At 58.8% G+C, this 22236-nt stretch carries 25 protein-coding genes; 21 read left to right on the forward strand and 4 right to left on the reverse strand.

The genetic code is table 11. The features are described from left to right. Positions 1-99: 99 nt before the first annotated feature. The 3 genes from ACA044_RS05245 to ACA044_RS05255 all read right to left on the reverse strand — a co-directional run bounded on the left by ACA044_RS05245 (position 100) and on the right by ACA044_RS05255 (position 3818). On the reverse strand, positions 100-1416 hold the full coding sequence (locus ACA044_RS05245; RefSeq protein WP_497445446.1) for an MFS transporter: 1317 nt from the start codon (positions 1414-1416) through the stop codon (positions 100-102). A gap of 341 nt (positions 1417-1757) precedes the next feature. Beyond that, positions 1758-2993 carry an HlyC/CorC family transporter gene (locus ACA044_RS05250; protein WP_497445447.1) on the reverse strand — a complete coding sequence of 412 codons (1236 nt, stop codon included), beginning with the start codon at positions 2991-2993 and terminating at the stop codon, positions 1758-1760. 12 nt (positions 2994-3005) lie between these two features. Continuing rightward, positions 3006-3818, reverse strand: a complete 813-nt coding sequence (locus tag ACA044_RS05255; protein WP_497445448.1) for a cytochrome C assembly family protein — start codon at positions 3816-3818, stop codon at positions 3006-3008. 210 nt (positions 3819-4028) lie between these two features. Here ACA044_RS05255 and ffh point away from each other — a divergent pair, with 210 nt between their 5' ends. The 5 genes from ffh (at position 4029) to rplS (ending at position 7599) form a co-directional block, all read left to right on the forward strand. Further along, positions 4029-5405 (forward strand): signal recognition particle protein, encoded by a 1377-nt coding sequence (gene ffh / locus ACA044_RS05260; protein ID WP_497445449.1) that lies wholly within the window; start codon positions 4029-4031, stop codon positions 5403-5405. Between the two features lie 249 nt (positions 5406-5654). After that, entirely contained in the window at positions 5655-5906 is a 252-nt protein-coding gene (gene rpsP / locus ACA044_RS05265) for a 30S ribosomal protein S16 (protein ID WP_003198088.1), read from the forward strand. Between the two features lie 5 nt (positions 5907-5911). Next, the gene (gene rimM / locus ACA044_RS05270; RefSeq protein WP_008014731.1) at positions 5912-6448 is read left to right on the forward strand and encodes a ribosome maturation factor RimM; all 537 of its coding nucleotides are present in this window, start codon (positions 5912-5914) and stop codon (positions 6446-6448) included. Beyond that, the gene (gene trmD, locus ACA044_RS05275) at positions 6430-7203 is read left to right on the forward strand and encodes a tRNA (guanosine(37)-N1)-methyltransferase TrmD (RefSeq protein ID WP_172901170.1); all 774 of its coding nucleotides are present in this window, start codon (positions 6430-6432) and stop codon (positions 7201-7203) included. Before rimM ends, trmD begins: the two co-directional genes overlap by 19 nt. 45 nt (positions 7204-7248) lie before the next feature. Next, on the forward strand, positions 7249-7599 hold the full coding sequence (rplS, locus tag ACA044_RS05280) for a 50S ribosomal protein L19 (RefSeq protein ID WP_003175895.1): 351 nt from the start codon (positions 7249-7251) through the stop codon (positions 7597-7599). A gap of 324 nt (positions 7600-7923) precedes the next feature. Here rplS and suhB read toward each other — a convergent pair whose 3' ends face one another. After that, positions 7924-8742, reverse strand: coding sequence for a type III secretion system regulator SuhB (gene suhB / locus ACA044_RS05285; protein ID WP_085709393.1), 819 nt, complete (start codon positions 8740-8742; stop codon positions 7924-7926). Positions 8743-8888: 146 nt separating this feature from the next. On the opposite strand from suhB, the gene trmJ reads away from it, so the two are divergent. From trmJ to hisS, 16 genes are all read left to right on the forward strand, one after another. Next, a complete protein-coding gene (gene trmJ, locus ACA044_RS05290; protein WP_497445450.1) occupies positions 8889-9659 on the forward strand; it encodes a tRNA (cytosine(32)/uridine(32)-2'-O)-methyltransferase TrmJ in 771 nt (256 codons plus the stop codon). A gap of 2 nt (positions 9660-9661) precedes the next feature. Then, positions 9662-10438: a serine O-acetyltransferase gene (gene cysE / locus ACA044_RS05295; RefSeq protein WP_497447167.1), complete on the forward strand. Its 777-nt coding sequence runs from the start codon at positions 9662-9664 to the stop codon at positions 10436-10438. 264 nt (positions 10439-10702) lie between these two features. Beyond that, complete coding sequence (gene iscR, locus ACA044_RS05300) at positions 10703-11194, forward strand: Fe-S cluster assembly transcriptional regulator IscR (protein ID WP_007903581.1); 492 nt, start codon at positions 10703-10705, stop codon at positions 11192-11194. 50 nt (positions 11195-11244) lie between these two features. Continuing rightward, on the forward strand, positions 11245-12459 hold the full coding sequence (locus ACA044_RS05305; RefSeq protein WP_497445451.1) for an IscS subfamily cysteine desulfurase: 1215 nt from the start codon (positions 11245-11247) through the stop codon (positions 12457-12459). A gap of 84 nt (positions 12460-12543) precedes the next feature. Beyond that, on the forward strand, positions 12544-12930 hold the full coding sequence (iscU, locus tag ACA044_RS05310) for a Fe-S cluster assembly scaffold IscU (RefSeq protein ID WP_028620148.1): 387 nt from the start codon (positions 12544-12546) through the stop codon (positions 12928-12930). 34 nt (positions 12931-12964) lie between these two features. Then, positions 12965-13288: an iron-sulfur cluster assembly protein IscA gene (gene iscA / locus ACA044_RS05315; RefSeq protein ID WP_007903589.1), complete on the forward strand. Its 324-nt coding sequence runs from the start codon at positions 12965-12967 to the stop codon at positions 13286-13288. Positions 13289-13296: 8 nt separating this feature from the next. Next, entirely contained in the window at positions 13297-13818 is a 522-nt protein-coding gene (hscB, locus tag ACA044_RS05320; RefSeq protein ID WP_497445452.1) for a co-chaperone HscB, read from the forward strand. A 51-nt stretch (positions 13819-13869) separates the two neighbouring features. Then, positions 13870-15735 carry a Fe-S protein assembly chaperone HscA gene (hscA, locus tag ACA044_RS05325; RefSeq protein ID WP_497445453.1) on the forward strand — a complete coding sequence of 622 codons (1866 nt, stop codon included), beginning with the start codon at positions 13870-13872 and terminating at the stop codon, positions 15733-15735. Next, a complete protein-coding gene (fdx, locus tag ACA044_RS05330; protein ID WP_048395462.1) occupies positions 15735-16076 on the forward strand; it encodes an ISC system 2Fe-2S type ferredoxin in 342 nt (113 codons plus the stop codon). Before hscA ends, fdx begins: the two co-directional genes overlap by 1 nt. A 14-nt stretch (positions 16077-16090) precedes the next feature. After that, positions 16091-16291, forward strand: a complete 201-nt coding sequence (iscX, locus tag ACA044_RS05335) for a Fe-S cluster assembly protein IscX (RefSeq protein WP_007903597.1) — start codon at positions 16091-16093, stop codon at positions 16289-16291. Between the two features lie 92 nt (positions 16292-16383). Beyond that, positions 16384-16809, forward strand: a complete 426-nt coding sequence (ndk, locus tag ACA044_RS05340; RefSeq protein WP_007916882.1) for a nucleoside-diphosphate kinase — start codon at positions 16384-16386, stop codon at positions 16807-16809. Between the two features lie 28 nt (positions 16810-16837). Then, positions 16838-17986, forward strand: coding sequence for a dual-specificity RNA methyltransferase RlmN (rlmN, locus tag ACA044_RS05345; protein ID WP_497445454.1), 1149 nt, complete (start codon positions 16838-16840; stop codon positions 17984-17986). Between the two features lie 12 nt (positions 17987-17998). Then, positions 17999-18757: a type IV pilus biogenesis/stability protein PilW gene (pilW, locus tag ACA044_RS05350; protein ID WP_007903601.1), complete on the forward strand. Its 759-nt coding sequence runs from the start codon at positions 17999-18001 to the stop codon at positions 18755-18757. Further along, positions 18757-19782, forward strand: coding sequence for a RodZ domain-containing protein (locus tag ACA044_RS05355; protein WP_497447168.1), 1026 nt, complete (start codon positions 18757-18759; stop codon positions 19780-19782). Before pilW ends, ACA044_RS05355 begins: the two co-directional genes overlap by 1 nt. A gap of 3 nt (positions 19783-19785) precedes the next feature. Then, positions 19786-20895, forward strand: coding sequence for a flavodoxin-dependent (E)-4-hydroxy-3-methylbut-2-enyl-diphosphate synthase (gene ispG, locus ACA044_RS05360; RefSeq protein ID WP_007903603.1), 1110 nt, complete (start codon positions 19786-19788; stop codon positions 20893-20895). A 38-nt stretch (positions 20896-20933) separates the two neighbouring features. Next, positions 20934-22223 (forward strand): histidine--tRNA ligase, encoded by a 1290-nt coding sequence (hisS, locus tag ACA044_RS05365; RefSeq protein WP_497445455.1) that lies wholly within the window; start codon positions 20934-20936, stop codon positions 22221-22223. Positions 22224-22236 lie beyond the last annotated feature (13 nt).

Raw genomic sequence — 22236 nt, forward strand, 5'->3', positions numbered from 1 at the left:
CGCGGGCAAGCCTCGCTCCTACAGGGGTCGCGTCAAACGACAGTAATGCGTTCGACAAATGACTCGTAGGAGCGAGGCTTGCCCGCGAAGCTTTTGGCTTCAGGCAACCCGATTCAAATCGTTATGCCGCGTCTCCTTCAGGCACAGCACCGCGATCAAGCTCAGCACCGCCGCCCCTGACACATACCCGCCGACATAACTCAAACCGCCCATCGCCACCAGTTTTTGCGCAAAGAACGGCGCCGCCGAGGCTCCGACAATCCCTCCCAGGTTGTAGGCCGCTGATGCGCCGGTATAGCGCACGTGGGTCGGAAACAGCTCTGGCAGCAGGGCGCCCATCGGCGCAAACGTCACGCCCATCAGAAACAGTTCGATGCACAGGAACAGCGCCACGCCCCAGGTCGAGCCTTGGGTCAGCAGCGGCTCCATCAAGAATCCGGACAGAACCGCCAGCACGCCACCGATGATCAGCACCGGTTTACGCCCGAAACGATCACTGGCCCAGGCCGACAGTGGTGTTGCGGCCGCCATGAACAGCACGGCGAAACACAACAGGCCGAGGAAGGTTTCGCGGGTGTAGCCGAGCGTCGAGACGCCGTAACTCAGTGAAAATACGGTCGAGATGTAGAACAGCGCGTAACACACCACCATCGACCCGGCACCGAGCAGCATCGGCGCCCAGTATTGGCTGAACAGCTCGAACAGAGGGATCTTCACTCGCTCCTGGCGGGCCATGGCGTTGGCGAACACCGGGGTTTCGTGGAGCTTGAGGCGTACGTACAAGCCCACTATCACCAGCGCAGCACTGAGCAGGAACGGAATCCGCCAGCCCCACGAACGGAACTGCTCGTCATCCAGGCTCATGGCCAGGATCAGGAACAGACCGTTGGCCGCCAGAAACCCGATTGAAGGGCCGAGTTGCGGGAACATGCCGAACCAGGCGCGCTTGCCTTTGGGCGCGTTCTCCGTGGCCAGCAATGCGGCGCCACCCCACTCGCCGCCCAGCCCAAGACCCTGGCCGAAGCGCAGTATGCAAAGCAGGATCGGCGCCCAGGCGCCAATGCTGTCGTAACCGGGCAGCACGCCGATCAGCGTGGTACACACGCCCATCAGCAGCAGGGAGGCGACCAGCGTCGATTTTCGTCCGATGCGGTCACCGAAATGACCGAACAACGCCGAACCCAGTGGCCGTGCAAGGAAGGCGATACCGAAGGTGAGGAACGCCGACAACATCTGGGCGGTGCCGGAGGATTGCGGAAAGAACACCGGCCCGATCACCAGCGCTGCCGCAGTGGCATAGACGTAGAAGTCGTAGAACTCGATGGCCGTGCCGATGAAACTCGCGGTGGCCACGCGGGTGGCGGAGTTCGTGGGTTGGGCAGCCGTGGTGTCGCTATAAGTCGTGCCGGTCGTCATGCGGTTATCCCTGACAGTCATGTGCCCCAGTGGAGCGAATTATTATGGTAGAACACCCAGGGATGTGGGTTTAACGCAGAGTGCGGGTAGCACTGGAGTGGGGCAGGGCTTGGGTAAGCGGCTCGATTATAGGAAGGCGGCTAATGATTCAACAAGCGGCTTGGAGGATACGATGGCTCTTCTGGCGAGGGAGCTTGCTCCCGCTCGGGCGCGTAGCGGCCGCAAACGGCTGAATACATTCTTTCAGGATAATCGCGCTGTCTGTGATCGGGCCTGCTTCGCAGTCCAGCGGGAGCAAGCTCCCTCGCCACAGGCAAGCCCCTTTACCACAAGGGATCGTGTCAGATTTTGGAAAGGGCAGGCACTGAGCTGGTATGCCAGATCAGCACGCGTGTGACCCGATTCTCTTCCGTCTCCAGAATCTCCAGCCGATAACGCCCGATCTTCAGGCAAACCGCACTGTCCGGAATCGTCTCCAGCGCCTCGGTCACCAATCCGTTGAGGGTTTTCGGACCGTCGCTGGGCAGGTGCCAGCCGAGGCTTTTGTTCAGGTCTCGGATGGACGCTGCACCGTCAATCACCAGTCGGCCATCGGCCTGCGGGTGGATATGCGGGTTATCCAGGCTGTGCTGGCTTTCGAACTCGCCGACGATTTCTTCGAGAATGTCTTCCAGGGTCACGATGCCCAGCACTTCGCCGTATTCGTCGACCACCATGCCCAAACGCCGCTGCTGCTTGTGGAAGTTCAGCAATTGCAGCTGCAACGGCGTGCTTTCCGGTACGAAGTACGGTTCGTGGCTGGCTGCCTGCAACGCTTCCCGGGTCAAGCTTGAATCCGCCAGCAAATGGCGGATCTGCCGGGTGTTGAGCACCGCTTCGACCTGGTTGATGTCGCTGTGGAATACCGGCAGGCGGGTGCGCCTGTTGTGGCGCAGTTGCTCGATGATTTCTTCGAGGGAGTCGTCCAGGTTGATCCCGTCGACATCACTGCGGGGCACCAGAATATCGTTGACCGTGATGTTATCCAGCGCGTGGATACCTGACAGCGGGCGATAGGCTGCGTGTTCGTGATCGTCGTGCCGATCTGCCGGTGCCTCGTCTTCGCTTTGTTGCACCACGCTGACCTTGCGGGCGAATGGCCGCATCAGCAGTTGGCTGATGCCATTGAGCAGCCAGGCGGCCGGGTAGACGATCTTCAACGGTATGCCGAGCAATGTGTTGCCCAGGGCCAGGACAGCATCCGGATAGCGCACGGCAAAGGTGCGTGGCAGGTAGTCGGCGAACACCAGCAACACCGCGCTGGCACCCAGGCAGGCAATCCATGGGCCGTTTTGCGCCCAGGTGAAAATCGCCAGCAAGGTGCTGATGATCACCACCAGCGCGCGGCACAGGGTGTTGCAGAGGATAAGGCTATTAAGTGGGAAGTTCAGTTTGGCCAGCGGTTTGTCGCTTGAGCGCGAGGCCTTGCGCTGAGCCAGCAACTGTTGTTGTGCACTTTCGATGGCGGTAAACAGCCCTGACCACAAAATCAGCAGCGCCAGCACCGCGAGCATCGGCCCTATGGGCAAGTTGTCCATTAATGCCGCCCGTCAGATATGCAGAATGTATTCGCGGACCAGCTTGCTGCCGAAATACGCCAGCATCAGCAGGCAGAAACCGGCAAGGGTCCAGCGGATGGCTTTGTGTCCGCGCCAGCCGAGGCGGTTGCGACCCCATAGCAGCACGCTGAACACGATCCAGGCCAGGCACGCTAATAGAGTTTTATGCACCAGGTGCTGGGCGAACAGATTCTCGACGAACAGCCAACCGGAGGCTAGCGACAACGACAGCAGACTCCAGCCGGCCCAGAGGAAACCGAACAGAAGGCTTTCCATGGTTTGCAGTGGCGGGAAGTTCTTGATCAGCCCGGACGGATGCTTGTGCTTGAGCTGATGGTCCTGAACCAGCAGCAGCAAGGCCTGGAACACCGCGATGGTGAACATGCCGTAAGCGAGGATCGACAAGAGGATATGGGCGAGAATGCCTGGCTCTTCGTCAATGATCTGCACCGTACCGGCGGGGGCGAACTGTGCCAGCAGCACGGTTGCGGCGCCCAGCGGGAATAGCAATAGCAGCAGGTTTTCCACCGGAATCCGCGAGCAGGCCAGCAGGGTCAGGGCGATGACTGCCGCGGCAATCAGGCTGGCAGCGCTGAAGAAGTCCAGGGCCAGGCCGATCGGTGTCAGCAGGTAGGTGGTCAGGCTGACGCTGTGGGCCAGCACGGCCAGCACACCGAGCGTGACCAGCAGGCGCTTGTTCGCCTTGGCGCCGGTGGCCAGACGAGTGCCTTGATAGATAGTCGCAGCGGCATATAGGCAGGCGGCGGCGAGGGTGGTGAGCAAACTGGGTGACAAGGGGAGCATAAATCCTGTTAGGCAAGCCCGAAAGGCGCTGAGTTTGGCATAGAACCCACACAGCACGAAAGACCATGCAACCTGACGGCGAGGTGTCCGCCAGACGCAGTCTTCGCTATAATCCGCGACCTGCCCATGCCGCAGGCTCGCCGAGCACATGTTTATTCCGGTCTGGGCCGCCATTATCCCGGTCTACACAGGGCCTGAAAGGATCGCGCAATGTTTGAAAACTTAACCGACCGTCTCTCGCAGACGCTGCGCCATGTCACCGGCAAGGCCAAGCTGACCGAGGACAACATCAAAGACACCCTGCGCGAAGTGCGCATGGCATTGCTCGAAGCCGACGTCGCCTTGCCGGTGGTCAAAGACTTCGTCAATTCGGTCAAGGAGCGCGCTGTTGGCACCGAGGTGTCACGCAGCCTGACGCCGGGCCAGGCCTTCGTGAAAATCGTCCAGGCCGAACTCGAAAGCCTGATGGGCGTGGCCAACGAAGACTTGAACCTGAGTGCCGTTCCTCCTGCGGTCGTGTTGATGGCCGGTTTGCAGGGTGCGGGTAAAACCACCACCGCCGGTAAACTCGCGCGCTTCCTTAAAGAGCGCAAGAAGAAGTCGGTCATGGTCGTGTCCGCCGACGTTTACCGTCCGGCGGCGATCAAGCAGCTGGAAACCCTGGCCAACGACATCGGCGTGACGTTCTTCCCGTCCGACCTGAGCCAGAAGCCGGTCGACATCGCGCAAGCGGCTATTAAAGAAGCCAAACTGAAATTCATCGACGTGGTCATCGTCGATACCGCAGGCCGTCTGCACATCGACGAAGAGATGATGGGCGAGATCAAGGCGTTGCATGCCGCGATCAATCCGGTCGAAACCCTGTTCGTGGTCGATGCCATGACCGGCCAGGACGCCGCCAACACGGCCAAGGCCTTCGGTGATGCGCTGCCGCTGACCGGTGTGATCCTGACCAAGGTCGACGGCGACGCCCGTGGCGGTGCCGCGCTGTCGGTACGTGCCATCACCGGCAAGCCGATCAAGTTCATCGGTATGGGCGAGAAGAGCGAAGCGCTCGAGCCGTTCCACCCTGAGCGTATTGCTTCGCGCATCCTCGGCATGGGCGACGTGCTCAGTCTGATCGAGCAGGCCGAACAGACCCTCGATAAAGACAAGGCCGATAAACTGGCCAAGAAGCTGAAGAAAGGCAAGGGCTTCGATCTCGAAGACTTCCGCGATCAGCTGCAACAGATGAAAAACATGGGCGGCCTTGGCGGCCTCATGGACAAGCTGCCGAACATGGGCGGCGTGAACCTGGCGCAAATGGGCAACGCCCAGGGCGCGGCAGAGAAGCAATTCAAACAGATGGAAGCCATCATCAATTCCATGACCCCGGCCGAGCGCCGCGACCCTGAGCTGATCAGCGGTTCGCGCAAACGTCGGATCGCCATGGGGTCCGGCACTCAGGTGCAGGACATCGGTCGCTTGATCAAGCAGCACAAGCAGATGCAGAAAATGATGAAGAAATTCTCCGCGAAAGGCGGAATGGCCAAAATGATGCGCGGCATGGGCGGTATGTTGCCCGGCGGCGGCATGCCGAAAATGTAAAAGATTCGCGCCGGCAGTCATGTCGGCGCTGCCCACATGGACGTGGGATCTCCAGCAAACCCGCACTTGGCGGGAGCTGACTGGCCATCTTCAACGATGGCTCTATAGCAAATCTGGATGGCGACCGATAGGCCGCCGGAAAAAGACATTTGCAAAAGTCCGGATATTCCTTAGAATATGCGGCCTTTCGGGCACCTATGCCCGCTGTGCCTTTAGATTTGCAGCACCGACTACAGGAACGATGTTCACATGCTAACAATCCGTCTTGCCCTTGGCGGCTCCAAAAAGCGCCCGTTTTACCACTTGACCGTAACCGACAGCCGCAACCCGCGCGACGGTTCGCACAAGGAACAGGTTGGTTTCTTCAACCCTGTTGCTCGTGGTCAAGAAGTTCGTCTGTCCGTGAACCAAGAGCGCGTAGCCTACTGGCTGAGCGTTGGTGCACAACCTTCTGAGCGCGTTGCTCAGTTGTTGAAGGAATCTGCTAAGGCTGCGGCCTGAGCAATATGAACGCGACGCCAGCTGTTGCCGATGATTTGATCGTTATTGGCAAAATTTATTCTGTTCATGGCGTTCGCGGCGAAGTGAAGGTGTATTCCTTTACTGATCCGACTGAAAATCTGTTGCAGTACAAAACCTGGACGCTCAAGCGCGAAGGCAATGTGAAACAGGTCGAGCTGGTCAGCGGACGTGGGAACGACAAGTTCCTGGTCGCAAAGCTCAAGGGTCTTGATGATCGTGAAGAAGCACGTCTTCTGGCTGGTTATGAGATCTGTGTGCCGCGCAACCTGTTCCCTGAATTGACCGATGGCGAGTACTACTGGTACCAGCTGGAAGGTCTGAAGGTTATTGATCAACTCGGGCAATTGCTCGGGAAAATCGATCATCTTCTGGAAACCGGCGCCAATGATGTAATGGTGGTCAAGCCTTGCGCTGGCAGCCTGGATGATCGCGAACGCCTGTTGCCCTATACGGAGCAATGCGTGTTGGCTGTCGACCTTGCCGCAGGCGAGATGAAGGTGGAATGGGATGCGGACTTCTAAACGTGGCTAACCTGCGCGTAGAAGTGATCAGTTTGTTTCCCGAGATGTTCTCCGCCATCAGCGAGTACGGCATCACCAGTCGTGCGGTGAAACAGGGGCTGTTGCAGCTTACCTGTTGGAATCCGCGAGACTACACGACGGATCGACATCACACTGTGGACGATCGCCCATTTGGCGGTGGTCCGGGCATGGTGATGAAGATCAAGCCCCTGGAAGATGCTCTGGTTCAGGCCAAGGCAGCAGCCGGGGAGGCGGCGAAGGTAATTTACCTGTCCCCCCAAGGCCGTCAACTGACTCAGTCGGCGGTACGCGAGTTGGCGAATCTGGACGCATTGATCCTGATTGCCGGTCGCTATGAAGGCATTGACGAGCGTTTTATTGATGCTCATGTCGATGAAGAGTGGTCGATTGGCGACTATGTACTGTCTGGCGGCGAGCTGCCGGCGATGGTCCTGATCGATGCGGTTACACGACTGCTGCCTGGAGCTTTAGGGCATGCGGACTCCGCCGAGGAAGATTCCTTTACGGATGGTTTGCTGGATTGCCCGCACTACACCCGACCGGAGGTGTATGCGGATCAGCGTGTTCCCGACGTATTGCTAAGTGGCAATCACGCGCACATCCGGCGTTGGCGTTTACAGCAGTCCCTTGGTCGGACCTATGAACGACGCGCCGATCTTCTGGAAAGCCGCTCGCTTTCTGGAGAAGAGAAGAAGCTGCTCGAGGAATACATCCGCGAGCGGGACGATAGTTAACAACGTATCGATGGTAGATCCGACGATTTACCTTAGGAGCACAGCATGACTAACAAAATCATCCTTGCACTCGAAGCAGAGCAGATGACCAAAGAGATCCCTACCTTTGCCCCGGGCGACACCATTGTCGTTCAGGTGAAAGTGAAGGAAGGCGATCGTTCGCGTCTGCAAGCGTTCGAAGGCGTAGTTATCGCCAAGCGTAACCGCGGCGTAAACAGTGCTTTCACCGTTCGTAAAATCTCCAACGGTGTTGGCGTAGAGCGTACTTTCCAGACCTACAGCCCGCAAATCGACAGCATGGCCGTTAAACGTCGCGGTGACGTACGTAAAGCCAAGCTGTACTACCTGCGTGACCTGTCTGGTAAAGCAGCTCGCATCAAGGAAAAACTGGCTTAAGTCCAGCTTCCGATGCAGAAAAGCCGGTTTGCATAGTCTGCCAGGCGATTCAAGAAAATGCCCCGTATCGAAAGATGCGGGGCATTTTTCGTTTCGGCTGCATTTAATGCAGGTCAGTTAAGGCGCGGAACCTGTGGGGGCGGGCTTGCTCGCGAAGACGGATTGCCAGTCGATACATGTGTTGAATGACGTGCCGCCTTCGCGAGCAAGCTCGCTCCCACATGGGTTGTTTGGCGTTGGGGGGATTTTGTCCGCACAAAAGAAAACGCCCCGAACCAGTCGGGGCGTTTGCTTGAGGTGCTTAGGCTTTTTGTGCTTGAGCGCTTAGCGCTTCAGCGAAGCTGGCAGGTGCGGCTGGATGGCCGTCAATACTGCCTTGAAGCACTTGGTGTTGCCGGCGACGACGTGGCCTTTCTCGAGGAAATCGTGACCGCCGGTGAAGTCGCTCACCAAGCCGCCGGCTTCCTGGATCAGCAGGGCGCCTGCAGCCATGTCCCACTCGGACAGGCCTGATTCCCAGAAAGCGTCGAAACGGCCGGCAGCCACATAGGCCAGGTCCAGGCTCGCGGAGCCAGCGCGGCGGATGCCAGCAGTCTGGCCGACCAGGGCGCGGAACATGCCCAGGTAATTGTCGAGGTTGTCCATCTGGTCATCGCGGAACGGGAAGCCGGTACCCAGCAGGGCGCCGTCCAGGCTGGTGCGGCCGCTGACGCGCAGGCGACGACCGTTCAGTTGGGCGCCGCGACCACGGCTGGCGGTGAATTCTTCCTGGCGAACCGGGTCCAGAACAACAGCGTGTTCCAGGCGGCCGCGGTATTTGCAGGCGATGCTGACAGCGAAGTGAGGGATGCCGCGCAGGAAGTTGGTGGTGCCGTCCAGCGGATCGATGATCCACAGGTATTCTTCGCCTTCGATGCCGCTACCGGCGTGCATGCCGGTTTCTTCACCCATGATCGAGTGATTCGGGTAGGCCTTGCGCAGTGCATCGATGATTTTCTGTTCGGCGGCGCGATCCACCTCGGATACGTAATCCTTGGCGTCTTTTTCGTCGACCTTGATGGTATCCAGGCGCTCGATGGAGCGGAAGATCAATTCACTGGCGCTGCGGGCGGCGCGCAGCGCGATATTCAGCATGGGCTGCATGGATGTGTCACCTAAGGTTGTTAAAGAAAGCCGAGCATTCTATCAGAAAGTTTCTACAGGTGAAGGTCGACGTTCGCTTTCATAGCTTAACGGTAGGTTGAGCTGTAAGATTCTGCTCCCCATTAAAGTGTTCGAGAGCGCCTCCCTTGCTGCAAAACATTCGTGTCGTCCTGGTCAATACCAGCCACCCCGGAAATATCGGCGGGGCTGCGCGCGCCATGAAGAACATGGGGCTGTCGCGGCTGGTGTTGGTCGAGCCTCGGTTGTTCCCGCACCACGAGGCGGATGCGCGTGCGTCCGGCGCCGGGGACATCCTTGAAAATGCTCAGGTGGTCGCCACCCTGGAGGATGCCTTGGTCGGCTGCAATCTGGTGCTCGGAACCAGTGCCCGTGATCGTCGCATTCCCTGGCCGTTGCTCGATCCCCGCGAATGCGGTGTGAAGGTGGTAGAGGAGGCGGAGCAGGGTGCCGAGATCGCGTTGGTGTTCGGTCGTGAAGATTCCGGCCTGACCAACGAAGAGCTGCAGCGATGTCATTATCACGTGCACATCCCATCAGACCCCGAGTTCAGTTCGCTGAATCTTGGGGCGGCGGTGCAGGTGTTGAGCTATGAAGTGCGTATGTCCTGGTTGGAGGCTGCAGGTCAGCCGAGCAAGGTCGAGAAGGATGAAGTGGCGTCCACCAAAAGTGGTGAGCTGGCAACCATGGATGAGCTGGAGCGATTCTATGAACACCTGGAGCAAACGCTGGTGGCCATCGAATTCCTCGATCCGGAAAAACCACGGCACTTGATGGCGCGTCTGCGCCGGTTGTACGGACGCAGCTCGGTCAGCCGGGCGGAAATGAATATATTGCGTGGCATCCTCACGGAAACCCAGAAAGCGGCCCGTGGCGAGCTTCTAAAGCGGAAGGATTAATGATGTTCGAGCGTTTGCGTGAAGATATCCAAAGTGTTTTCCATCGTGACCCAGCGGCGCGTAATGCTTTTGAGGTTCTGACGTGCTACCCGGGCATGCACGCCATCTGGATCCATCGCCTGTCGTCAGCGTTGTGGGGCATGGGCTGGAAATGGCTGGCGCGGCTGGTGTCGAACTTCGGTCGCTGGTTGACCGGGATCGAGATTCATCCGGGTGCCAAAGTTGGTCGTCGCTTCTTTATTGACCACGGCATGGGCATCGTTATCGGTGAGACTGCCGAGATCGGCAGCGACGTCACCCTGTATCAAGGCGTGACCCTTGGCGGCACCAGCTGGAACAAGGGCAAGCGTCACCCGACTCTGGAAGACGGCGTAGTGGTCGGGGCGGGCGCCAAGGTGCTCGGCCCGTTCACTGTCGGTGCCGGGGCCAAGGTGGGTTCCAATGCCGTGGTCACCAAGGCGGTTCCGCCCGGGGCGACGGTGGTGGGGATTCCGGGGCGGATCATCGTCAAGTCCAATGAAGAACAGGACGCCAAGCGCAAGGCCATGGCCGAGAAGATTGGTTTCGATGCCTACGGTGTCGGTGAAGACATGCCGGACCCGGTGGCTCGAGCCATTAACCAGCTGCTCGATCATCTGCAGGCTGTAGATGGTCGACTGGAAGGGATGTGCGGGGCGCTGAAGGACCTGGGTAGCAATTACTGTGCGAAAGATCTGCCTGAACTGCGCGAAGAAGACTTTGCCTGTGTGAAGGACAAGGATCAGAGCCAGGCCGGCTAGACCGAGTCGGCTTCATCGCGGGCAAGCCCGCTCCCACAAGAGTCTGTGTATGCCCTCGATGATGTGCATGACGCAAATCCATGTGGGAGCGGGCTTGCTCGCGAAGAACGATAACGCGCAATTACTGGCTGTTCACGGTCAGCCTTTGCTATGATGCGCGCGCTCTTTTGCGGGTAAACCTGAGTAAAGTACTAGGTCTTATAGTTGACTTAAATACTCGGGAATTGCATACTCGCCCCATTCCGAACTCCGTGGTAATTGTCCATGCGACTGACTACAAAAGGCCGATACGCCGTGACCGCCATGCTTGACCTGGCGTTGCACGCGCAGCACGGGCCGGTGTCCCTGGCCGATATCTCCGAGCGCCAAGGCATCTCCCTGTCCTACCTCGAGCAGCTTTTTGCCAAATTGCGCCGCAGCAATCTGGTGTCCAGTGTTCGCGGTCCAGGCGGTGGTTACCAGCTGTCCCGCGACATGCAGGGCATCCAGGTCGCCCAAGTGATTGATGCGGTCAACGAATCGGTCGATGCAACCAAATGCCAGGGCCAGGGCGATTGCCATCAGGGCGACACCTGTCTGACCCACCACTTGTGGTGCGATCTGAGCCTGCAGATTCACGAATTTCTGAGCGGTATCAGCTTGGCTGACCTTGTAACTCGCCGTGAGGTGCAAGAAGTAGCCCAGCGTCAGGACCAGCGTCGTTGCAACAGCAAGGCGCCACGCCTGGACAAGATTGAAGCGTCCGCCGTCGAATGACAGCCAAAGAGCTAGCGGCACGCCAGCCAGCCTGATTTAGGAGATAGTCCATGAAATTGCCGATTTACCTTGATTACTCTGCGACCACCCCGGTTGATCCGCGTGTCGCGCAAAAGATGAGTGAATGCCTGCTGGTCGACGGAAACTTCGGTAACCCGGCGTCCCGTTCCCACGTGTTCGGCTGGAAAGCTGAAGAGTCCGTCGAGAACGCTCGCCGTCAGGTCGCTGACCTGGTCAACGCCGACCCGCGTGAAATCGTCTGGACCTCCGGTGCCACCGAGTCCGACAACCTGGCAATCAAGGGTGCGGCGCATTTCTACTCCACCAAAGGCAAACACCTGATCACCACCAAGATTGAGCACAAGGCTGTCCTCGACACCATGCGCCAACTGGAGCGTGAAGGTTTCGAAGTGACCTACCTCGACCCTCGCGAAGATGGTCTGGTGACTCCAGAGATGGTCGAAGCAGCCCTGCGCGATGACACCATTCTGGTGTCGGTCATGCACGTGAACAACGAAATCGGCACCATCAACGATATCGCAGCCATTGGCGAACTGACCCGTTCCAAGGGCATCCTGTTCCACGTCGACGCCGCTCAGTCCACCGGCAAGGTCGAGATCGACCTGTCGAAACTGAAAGTCGACATGATGTCGTTCTCTGCCCATAAAACCTACGGCCCTAAAGGCATCGGCGCACTGTACGTCAGCCGCAAGCCGCGTGTTCGCATCGAAGCGACCATGCATGGCGGCGGTCACGAACGTGGCATGCGCTCCGGTACCCTGGCGACCCACCAGATCGTTGGCATGGGCGAAGCTTTCCGTGTAGCCAAGGAAGACATGGCTGCTGAGAACGTACGCATCAAGACCTTGAGCGACCGCTTCTTCAAACAGGTCGAAGGCCTGGAAGAGCTGTACGTCAATGGCAGCATGACCGCCCGCGTACCGCACAACCTGAACCTGAGCTTCAACTACGTTGAAGGCGAGTCGCTGATCATGGCGCTCAAGGACCTGGCGGTTTCGTCCGGTTCGGCCTGCACCTCGGCTTCCCTTGAGCCTTCGTACGTACTGCGCGCCCTGGGCCGCAACGACGAACTGGCACACAGCTCGATTCGCTTCACCTTCGGTCGTTTCACCACCGAAGAAGAAATCGACTACGCCGCGCAGAAAGTCTGCGAGGCCGTTACCAAGCTGCGCACCTTGTCGCCGCTGTGGGACATGTACAAAGACGGTGTCGACATTTCGAAAATCGAGTGGGCGGCACACTGATTTCAAGTCGCCGCAAAACAGCCCTGCCAACCTTCGGGCGCAGGGCCTCAAGAGCGACTCTCTGATGAGTGAGGATTAAGAATCATGGCTTACAGCGAAAAGGTCATCGACCACTACGAGAACCCGCGCAACGTCGGCAAGATGGACGCGGAAGACCCTGATGTCGGCACCGGCATGGTCGGCGCCCCGGCGTGCGGCGACGTGATGCGTCTGCAAATCAAGGTCAACGAAGCTGGCATCATCGAAGACGCCAAGTTCAAGACCTACGGTTGCGGTTCGGCGATCGCCTCCAGCTCCCTGGCGACCGAGTGGATGAAAGGCAAGACTCTGGATGAAGCAGAGACCATCAAGAACACTCAGCTGGCCGAAGAATTGGCTCTGCCGCCAGTGAAAATTCACTGCTCCGTACTTGCTGAAGACGCTATCAAAGCGGCCGTTCGCGACTACAAGCAGAAGAAAGGCTTGATCTGACTTTCAAGATTTGGCGACGAGTAAGGAGTCACCGATGGCTATCAGCATGACAGAAGCGGCTGCTCAACACGTGCGACGCTCCCTCAACGGGCGCGGCAAAGGTGAAGGGATTCGTCTGGGTGTTCGCACCACAGGCTGTTCCGGCCTTGCCTACGTGCTGGAGTTTGTCGACGAGGTGGTTGCAGAGGATCAGGTGTTCGAAAGTCACGGCGAGAAAGTGATCATCGACCCGAAAAGCCTGGCATACCTGGACGGCACCGAGCTCGATTTCGTCAAGGAAGGGTTGAACGAAGGCTTCAAGTTCAACAATCCCAACGTGCGCGGTGAATGTGGCTGCGGCGAAAGCTTCAACATCTGAGGCTGCTTGTGGGTACTCCTTGTCATTTCGCTTTATTTGAACTGCAGCCGAGTTTCCGTCTGGATCTCGAGCAGTTGGCCACGCGCTACCGTGAGTTGGCGCGCGGTGTTCATCCGGACCGCTTTGCCGACGCTTCCGAGCGTGAGCAGCGGCTGGCGCTCGAGCAATCCGCGAGCCTCAACGAGGCCTACCAGACGCTCAAAAGTCCCCCCAAGCGCGCGCGTTACTTGCTCGCCATGGGCGGTCGCGAGCTGCCGCTGGAGGTCACGGTGCATGATCCGGCGTTTCTTCTGCAGCAGATGGAGTTGCGTGAAGAGCTCGAAGACCTGCAAGACAGCGCCGATCTGGCGGGTGTTGCAGTGTTCAAGCGTCGCCTGAAGACCGCGCAGGATGAGCTGAACGAAAGCTTCGCAGCCTGTTGGGATGATGTAGCGCAACGTGAGCAGGCCGAACGCCTGATGCGGCGCATGCAGTTCCTCGACAAGCTCACCTACGAAGTGCGCCAGTTAGAAGAGCGCCTCGACGATTAACCCAGTGCCGCTCCGGTCGCACGCCTGATATACAGATAAGTCCTGATCACGATGGCCCTACTGCAGATCGCCGAACCCGGCCAAAGTCCTCAACCGCACCAGCGTCGTCTGGCTGTGGGGATCGACTTGGGCACTACCAATTCGCTGGTCGCTGCATTGCGCAGTGGTCTTTCCGAGCCTCTGGCCGACGCGCAAGGGCGGGTCATTCTACCGTCTGCCGTGCGTTATCACGCCGATCGCGTCGAAGTTGGCGAATCGGCCAAACTGGCCGCCGCCACCGATCCGTTGAACACTGTGCTGTCGGTCAAGCGCTTGATGGGTCGTGGTCTGTCCGACGTCAAGCAATTGGGCGATCAGCTGCCGTACCGTTTTGTCGGCGGCGAGTCGCATATGCCGTTCATCGACACTGTGCAAGGCCCGAAAAGCCCGGTCGAAGTCTCCGCTGATATCCTCAAGGTACTGCGTCAGCGCGCTGAAGCGACCTTGGGTGGCGAATTGGTTGGTGCAGTGATCACCGTTCCGGCCTATTTCGATGATGCTCAGCGTCAAGCCACCAAGGATGCGGCCAAGCTGGCCGGCCTGAACGTGTTGCGTTTGCTCAACGAACCGACCGCTGCTGCGGTGGCATACGGTCTGGATCAGCAGGCCGAAGGCCTGGTCGCCATTTACGACCTGGGCGGCGGCACCTTTGATATTTCGATTCTGCGCCTGACCGGCGGTGTGTTCGAAGTGCTGGCTACCGGAGGCGACAGCGCCCTGGGTGGCGATGACTTCGATCACGCAATCGCCGGCTGGATCATCGAGAGTGCCGGTCTGTCGGCCGACCTCGATCCGGGTACGCAACGCAATCTGCTGCAAACCGCTTGTGCGGCCAAAGAGGCCCTGACCCAGTCCTCGTCCGTCGAAGTTGCTTATGGCGACTGGAAGGCCGAGTTGACCCGTGAAGCCTTCAATGCGCTGATCGAGCCGATGGTTGCTCGCAGCCTGAAAGCCTGCCGACGCGCTGTGCGTGATTCCGGTATCGAGCTGGAAGATGTTCATGCTGTGGTCATGGTGGGCGGCTCGACTCGCGTGCCTCGCGTTCGCGAAGCCGTTGCGCAAGCCTTCGGTCGCGAACCGCTGACCGAAATCGATCCTGATCAAGTCGTGGCCATCGGTGCCGCGATCCAGGCCGATACCCTGGCCGGCAACAAGCGTGACGGCGGCGAACTGCTGTTGCTCGACGTGATTCCGTTGTCCCTGGGGCTGGAAACCATGGGCGGCCTGATGGAAAAGGTGATTCCGCGCAACACCACCATTCCCGTCGCCCGGGCCCAGGACTTCACGACTTACAAAGATGGCCAGTCGGCCATGGCAATCCATGTGCTGCAGGGCGAGCGTGAGTTGATCAGCGACTGTCGCTCCCTGGCACGCTTCGAATTGCGCGGTATTCCGGCGATGGTGGCTGGTGCGGCGAAGATTCGCGTGACCTTCCAGGTCGACGCCGACGGTCTGCTCAGTGTCTCGGCCCGCGAATTGGGTTCGGGCGTCGAAGCCAGCATCCAGGTCAAGCCGTCCTACGGTCTGACCGACGGCGAAATCGCCAAAATGCTCAAGGATTCGTTCCAGCACGCCAACGACGACAAGGTCGCCCGCGTGTTGCGTGAGCAACAAGTCGATGCCCAGCGCTTGATCGAAGCGGTGCAGGGCGCTCTGGATGTCGACGGCGAACGTCTGCTCGACGCCGAAGAGCGCATGGTCATCGAATTGCAGATGCAGGAACTGACCGAATTGATGAAAGGCACCGATGGTTACGCCATCGAGCAGCAGACCAAGCGTCTGTCGCAGGTGACCGATGCTTTTGCTGCCCGCCGCCTGGACTCGACGGTGAAAGCCGCTCTGGCGGGGCGCAACCTGAATGAAATCGAGGATAACTGATGCCGCAGGTCATTTTTCTGCCACACGAGAAGTTCTGCCCGGAAGGCATGGTTGTGGAGGCTGAGCCCGGGATATCCATTCTCGAACTGGCCCATGAACACCATATCGAGATGGAAAGCGCCTGTGGCGGCGTCTGCGCCTGCACCACCTGCCACTGCATCATCCGCGAAGGTTTCGACTCGCTGGAAGAGGCGGATGAGCTGGAAGAAGACTTTCTTGATCGGGCCTGGGGTCTGGAGGCGCAATCGCGTCTAGGCTGTCAGGCGATCGTCGGAAATGAAGACCTGACCGTCGAGATTCCGAAGTACTCGCTCAACCACGCTGCCGAAGCGCCGCACTGATTCAAGGAGCTTTCATGAGTCTGAAATGGGTTGATGTGCTGGAAATCGCGATCCAACTGGCTGAATCCAGGCCGGAAGTGGATCCGCGTTACGTGAACTTCGTCGATCTGCACCAATGGGTGCTGGCATTGCCGGAGTTCAGTGATGATCCGACCCGCGGTGGCGAGAAGGTGCTTGAAGCCATTCAGGCCGCCTGGATCGAAGAAGCAGACTGAGTCTGCACCGTACGCAGTTAGGCAATACCCAAGAACCCGCGTATAATTCGCGGGTTTAATTTTTCACAAATTACCGTTTCTGGAGTTACACCATGGCTGTTCAACGTACTTTCTCCATCATCAAGCCTGACGCTGTTGCTAAAAACGTTATCGGCGAGATCACCACTCGTTTCGAAAAAGCAGGCCTGCGCGTTGTAGCTTCGAAACTGAAGCAACTGTCCAAAGCCGAAGCTGAAGGCTTCTACGCTGAGCACAGCGCTCGTGGTTTCTTCGGCGACCTGGTTGCTTTCATGATCTCCGGTCCGGTTGTCGTTCAGGTTCTGGAAGGCGAAAACGCTATCGCTCTGAACCGTGAGCTGATGGGCGCTACCAACCCTAAAGAAGCTGCTGCCGGCACCATCCGTGCTGACTTCGCTGATTCCATCGACGCCAACGCTGTACACGGTTCGGACTCCGAAGCCGCTGCCGCTCGCGAAATCTCGTACTTCTTCGCAGCTACTGAAGTAACCACTCGCTAAGCATTGGCTTATGAGTGAAGGTGAATCCATGACTACATCGACTATAAAAACCAACCTGCTGGGTCTGACTCAACAGGAAATGGAAAAATTCTTCGACTCAATCGGGGAGAAGCGTTTCCGTGCCGGTCAGGTAATGAAATGGATTCACCACCTTGGCGTCGATGATTTCGACGCCATGACGAACGTCAGCAAAGCCTTGCGCGACAAGCTCAAGGCGATTGCTGAAGTTCGCGGCCCCGAAGTGGTCAGTGAGGACATCTCCACCGACGGCACCCGTAAGTGGGTGGTGCGCGTGGCGTCCGGTAGCTGCGTCGAGACCGTGTACATTCCCCAGGGCAAACGCGGCACATTGTGCGTTTCGTCCCAGGCAGGCTGTGCCCTGGATTGCAGTTTCTGCTCCACCGGCAAGCAAGGTTTCAACAGCAACCTCACCGCCGCCGAAGTCATCGGCCAGGTGTGGATTGCCAATAAATCGTTCGGCAGCATCCCGGCGACCGCCGACCGTGCCATCACCAACGTGGTGATGATGGGCATGGGCGAGCCGCTGCTGAACTTCGACAACGTCGTGGCCGCCATGCATCTGATGATGGATGACCTGGGCTACGGGATCTCCAAGCGCCGCGTGACCCTGTCCACTTCGGGCGTGGTGCCGATGATCGATGAGCTGTCCAAGCACATCGATGTCTCCCTGGCGTTGTCCCTGCACGCACCGAATGACGCATTGCGTAACCAATTGGTGCCGATCAACAAGAAGTATCCGCTTAAGATGCTTCTGGAGTCGTGCCAGCGCTACATGTCGTCCCTGGGCGAAAAGCGCGTGCTGACCATCGAGTACACCTTGCTCAAGGACATCAACGACAAGGTTGAACATGCCGTTGAGATGATCGAGTTGCTCAAGAACATTCCGTGCAAGATCAACCTGATTCCGTTCAACCCGTTCCCGCATTCCGGTTACGAGCGTCCGAGCAACAACGCGATTCGCCGTTTCCAGGATCAGCTTCACCATGCAGGCTTCAATGTCACCGTACGCACCACCCGCGGTGAAGACATCGATGCCGCGTGTGGCCAATTGGTAGGGCAGGTGCTGGATCGCACCCGTCGCAGCGAACGTTATATCGCCGTGCGCGAGTTGAGCGCCGAAAACGATATCGCAACAAACGCTGCGAACAATAATTAAGAGAGGATCTCTATGTCCCTGCGCTTCGCGCTGCTTGTGCTGTTGGCCAGCCTTTGTGCTGGTTGTGTCCTGTCGGGCGATTTCAACCCGATGAAGACCAGCAAGGGCCGTGATGAAGCGCGTGCCGCCTACGTGCAGCTGGGCCTGGGGTATCTGCAGCAGGGCATGACCGAGCGTGCCAAAGTCCCGTTGAAGAAGGCTTTGGACCTGGATAGCTCGGATCCTGACGCCAACGCGGCCTTGGGGCTGGTGTTCCAGGCCGAGATGGAGCCGGAACTGGCCGATCAGCATTTTCGCAAGGCGCTGTCTTCTCGTCCCGCCGATGCGCGAATCCTGAATAACTACGGCAGTTTTCTTTTCGAAGAGAAACGTTACAAAGAGGCGTACGAACGCTTCGAACAGGCCGCCGCCGATACCTTGTATCCTGAGCGTTCACGGGTTTTCGAAAACCTGGGCATGACCGCTTCAAAGCTTGGCCAGCGTGACTTGGCCCGCCAGCAACTGGAAAAAGCCCTGCGTTTGAATCGCCAACAGCCACGTGCATTGCTGGAAATGGCTGAGTTGTCTTACGAAGACAGGCATTATGTGCCCGCGCGTGACTATTACGACCGTTTTAGCCTGCTCACCGAACAAAATGCACGTAGTCTATTGCTCGGCGTTCGGCTGGCAAAAGTGTTCGAAGATCGCGACAAGGCCGCCAGTTTTGGCCTGCAATTAAAACGACTCTATCCCGGTACGCCGGAATATCAGCAATACCTGTCGGAGCAATGATGAAAGCGGCGCATCCCGAAGTTGTAGCAGCGAATCGCGTTAACCCCGGTGAGACTTTGCGCCAGGCCCGCGAAAGCAATGGCTGGTCGCTGGCCGAAGTGGCCCTCAAGCTCAACCTCACCGTCAATTCCCTGAGTAATCTGGAAGCCGGCGCTTTCGACAAGCTGCCTGGGCACACCTTTGCTCGTGGCTATATTCGCGCGTATGCCAAATTGCTCGGCATGGACCAAACCGTTCTGGTCCAGCAGTTCGACCAATCCACCGGTACCGACTCCCAGGGCAGCAACGTCCACAGCCTGGGGCGTATCGAAGAGCCGGTTCGGGTTTCCCACACCATTTTGCGAATCGTCAGCCTGTTGCTGCTGATTGCGGTGATCGGCGGTGGTTTTGTCTGGTGGCAGGATCAGACCTCATTGCGCACCAAAGACCTGGTCAGCCTGAGCCCGGAACACGTTGAAGTGGAAGGTGCCGACGGCACCACGCAGATCCATCCGCTGGACGAGCCGGAAGACCAGGCTGTCGCGGAAGGTCAGGCTGAAGGCTCGACGTCGCTGGCGTTGCCACAGGCCGAGGACTCCACTGAAGCACCGGCCGAAGCTGAAGCCACTGCGCCTGCTGCCGCTCCGATTGCACCGGCGGCCCCAGCGCCTGCTGCACCGACGCACAGCACTGCGCCGGTTGTCGCAACTCCGGCCCCGACCGCTCCTGTGGTATCGACCCCGCCTGCGAGCGCTTCGGTCACTCCGACCATTCCTGCTCCAGCAGTGGCTGCTCCGGTTGCCGGACAGGGGCAGGTCCAGCTGCAATTCACCGCCGACTGCTGGACGCAAGTCACCGACGGCACCGGCAAAGTGCTGTTGAGTGGTCTCAAACGTAAAGGCGAAAACGTTACTGTCAGCGGCAAGCCGCCGTTTGCCGTGCGCCTGGGCTTTGCCCGTGGCGCGCAGGTCAGCTACAACGGGCAGGTGGTTGATGTCGCTCCGTTCACCAGTGGCGAGACTGCTCGCCTGAAGTTGGGTCAATAAGTCATGCACGGCGAATCTCCAATCAAACGTCGCGAATCCCGGAAAATCTGGGTCGGTAACGTGCCTGTTGGCGGCGATGCGCCCATCGCTGTGCAGAGCATGACCAACAGCGACACCAATGACGTCGCCGCCACGGTCGCCCAGATCAATCGTCTGGAAGCGGCTGGCGTCGATATCGTGCGGGTTTCCGTACCGGACATGGACGCCGCCGAAGCCTTCGGCAAGATCAAGCAACTGGTCAAAGTACCGTTGGTGGCCGACATCCACTTCGACTACAAAATCGCGCTGCGTGTTGCCGAACTGGGTGTCGATTGCCTGCGGATCAACCCGGGTAACATCGGTCGCGAAGACCGCGTGCGTGCGGTGGTCGATGCCGCCCGTGATCGCGGGATTCCAATCCGCATCGGCGTGAACGCCGGTTCCCTGGAAAAAGACCTGCAAAAGAAATACGGCGAGCCAACCCCCGCTGCGCTGGTCGAGTCTGCCTTGCGTCACGTCGAACACCTCGAGCGCTTGAATTTCCAGGACTTCAAGGTCAGCGTAAAAGCCTCTGACGTGTTCATGGCCGTTGCCGCCTACCGCTTGCTGGCCAAGGAAATCGTCCAGCCATTGCACCTGGGTATCACCGAAGCCGGTGGTTTGCGTTCAGGTACAGTGAAATCCGCCGTGGGCCTCGGTATGCTGCTCGCCGAAGGGATTGGCGATACTATTCGCATCTCGTTGGCGGCCGACCCGGTCGAGGAAGTGAAAGTCGGCTACGACATTCTCAAATCCCTGCACCTGCGTTCCCGTGGCATCAACTTCATCGCCTGCCCGAGTTGCTCGCGGCAGAACTTCGATGTGGTCAAAACCATGAACGAGCTGGAAGGACGCCTCGAAGACCTGCTGGTGCCGCTGGATGTCGCGGTCATCGGTTGCGTGGTCAACGGGCCGGGCGAAGCCAAGGAAGCCCATATCGGCTTGACCGGCGGCACACCAAACCTGATTTACATCGACGGCAAGCCGTCGCAGAAGCTGACGAATGACAATCTGGTGGATGAGCTTGAACGCTTGATCCGCCAGAAAGCGGCCGAAAAGGTCGAAGCTGACGCAGCAGTCATTGCGCGCGGCTGAGCCCGACTGAAGAGCCGAACGGAATTTAAGGATTTAATGTGAGCAAGTCTCTGCAAGCCATTCGTGGCATGAACGACATCCTGCCCGAACAGACTCCCCTGTGGCGTCATTTCGAGGGCACCGTCTCGCGTTTGCTGGATAACTACGGTTACAAGCAGATTCGCATGCCGATCGTCGAGTTCACCGAGCTGTTCAAGCGCTCCATCGGTGAAGTGACCGACATCGTCGAAAAAGAGATGTACACCTTTGACGACCGCAACGGCGATTCCCTGACCCTGCGCCCGGAAGGCACAGCGGCGTGCGTTCGTGCGGTGCTCGAGCACGGCATCACCGGCGGTGGCCAGGTGCAGAAACTCTGGTACATCGGCCCGATGTTCCGCCATGAGCGTCCGCAGAAAGGCCGTTATCGCCAGTTCCACCAGATCGGTTGCGAAGTCTTCAACCTCGATGGTCCGGACATCGACGCCGAGCTGATCGTGCTGACCTGGCGCCTGTGGGGCGAGCTGGGCATCCGTGATGCGGTCAAGCTCGAACTCAACAGCCTGGGCACCAGCGAGTCCCGTGGCCGTTATCGTGAAGCACTGGTCGAATACCTGTCTGCTCGCCTGGATCAACTGGACGAAGACAGCCAGCGCCGTCTGAAGACCAACCCGCTGCGGGTTCTGGATACCAAGAACCCCGACACCCAAGCGGCATTGGCTGACGCGCCAAAAATGGCCGACTACCTCGACGAAGAATCCCGTGTGCACTTCGAGGGCCTCAAGGCTCGTCTGGACGCTGCCGGCATTCCTTACGTGATCAACCCGAAGCTGGTTCGCGGGCTGGATTACTACAGCAAGACCGTTTTCGAATGGGTCACCGACAAGTTGGGCGCTCAGGGCACTGTGTGTGCCGGTGGTCGTTACGACGGTCTGGTGGAGCAGATGGGCGGCAAGCCGACCCCGGGCGTTGGTTTCGCCATGGGCATCGAGCGTCTGGTGCTGCTGCTTGAAACCCTGGAGCAGATCCCGGCAGAAATCTCCCGTCAGGTCGACGTCTACCTCTGCGCCTTCGGTGAAGCCGCCGAGCTGGCCGGTCTGACCCTGAGCGAGCGTGTTCGTGATCAATTGCCCAACCTGCGCCTGCAAGTCAATGCCGGCGCCGGCAGCTTCAAAAGCCAGTTCAAGAAAGCCGACAAGAGCGGTGCGCTTTACGCATTGATCCTCGGTGACGACGAAATGGCCCAGCAAGTGGTAGGTTTCAAACCCCTGCGTGGCCAGGGCGAACAACAAAGCATTGCCTGGGATGCGCTTGCTGCACACCTGGCCACCTGCGTCGTGCAGGGTTGAAGCTGTCAAACAG

The organism is Pseudomonas sp. LBUM1673 (assembly GCF_059695645.1).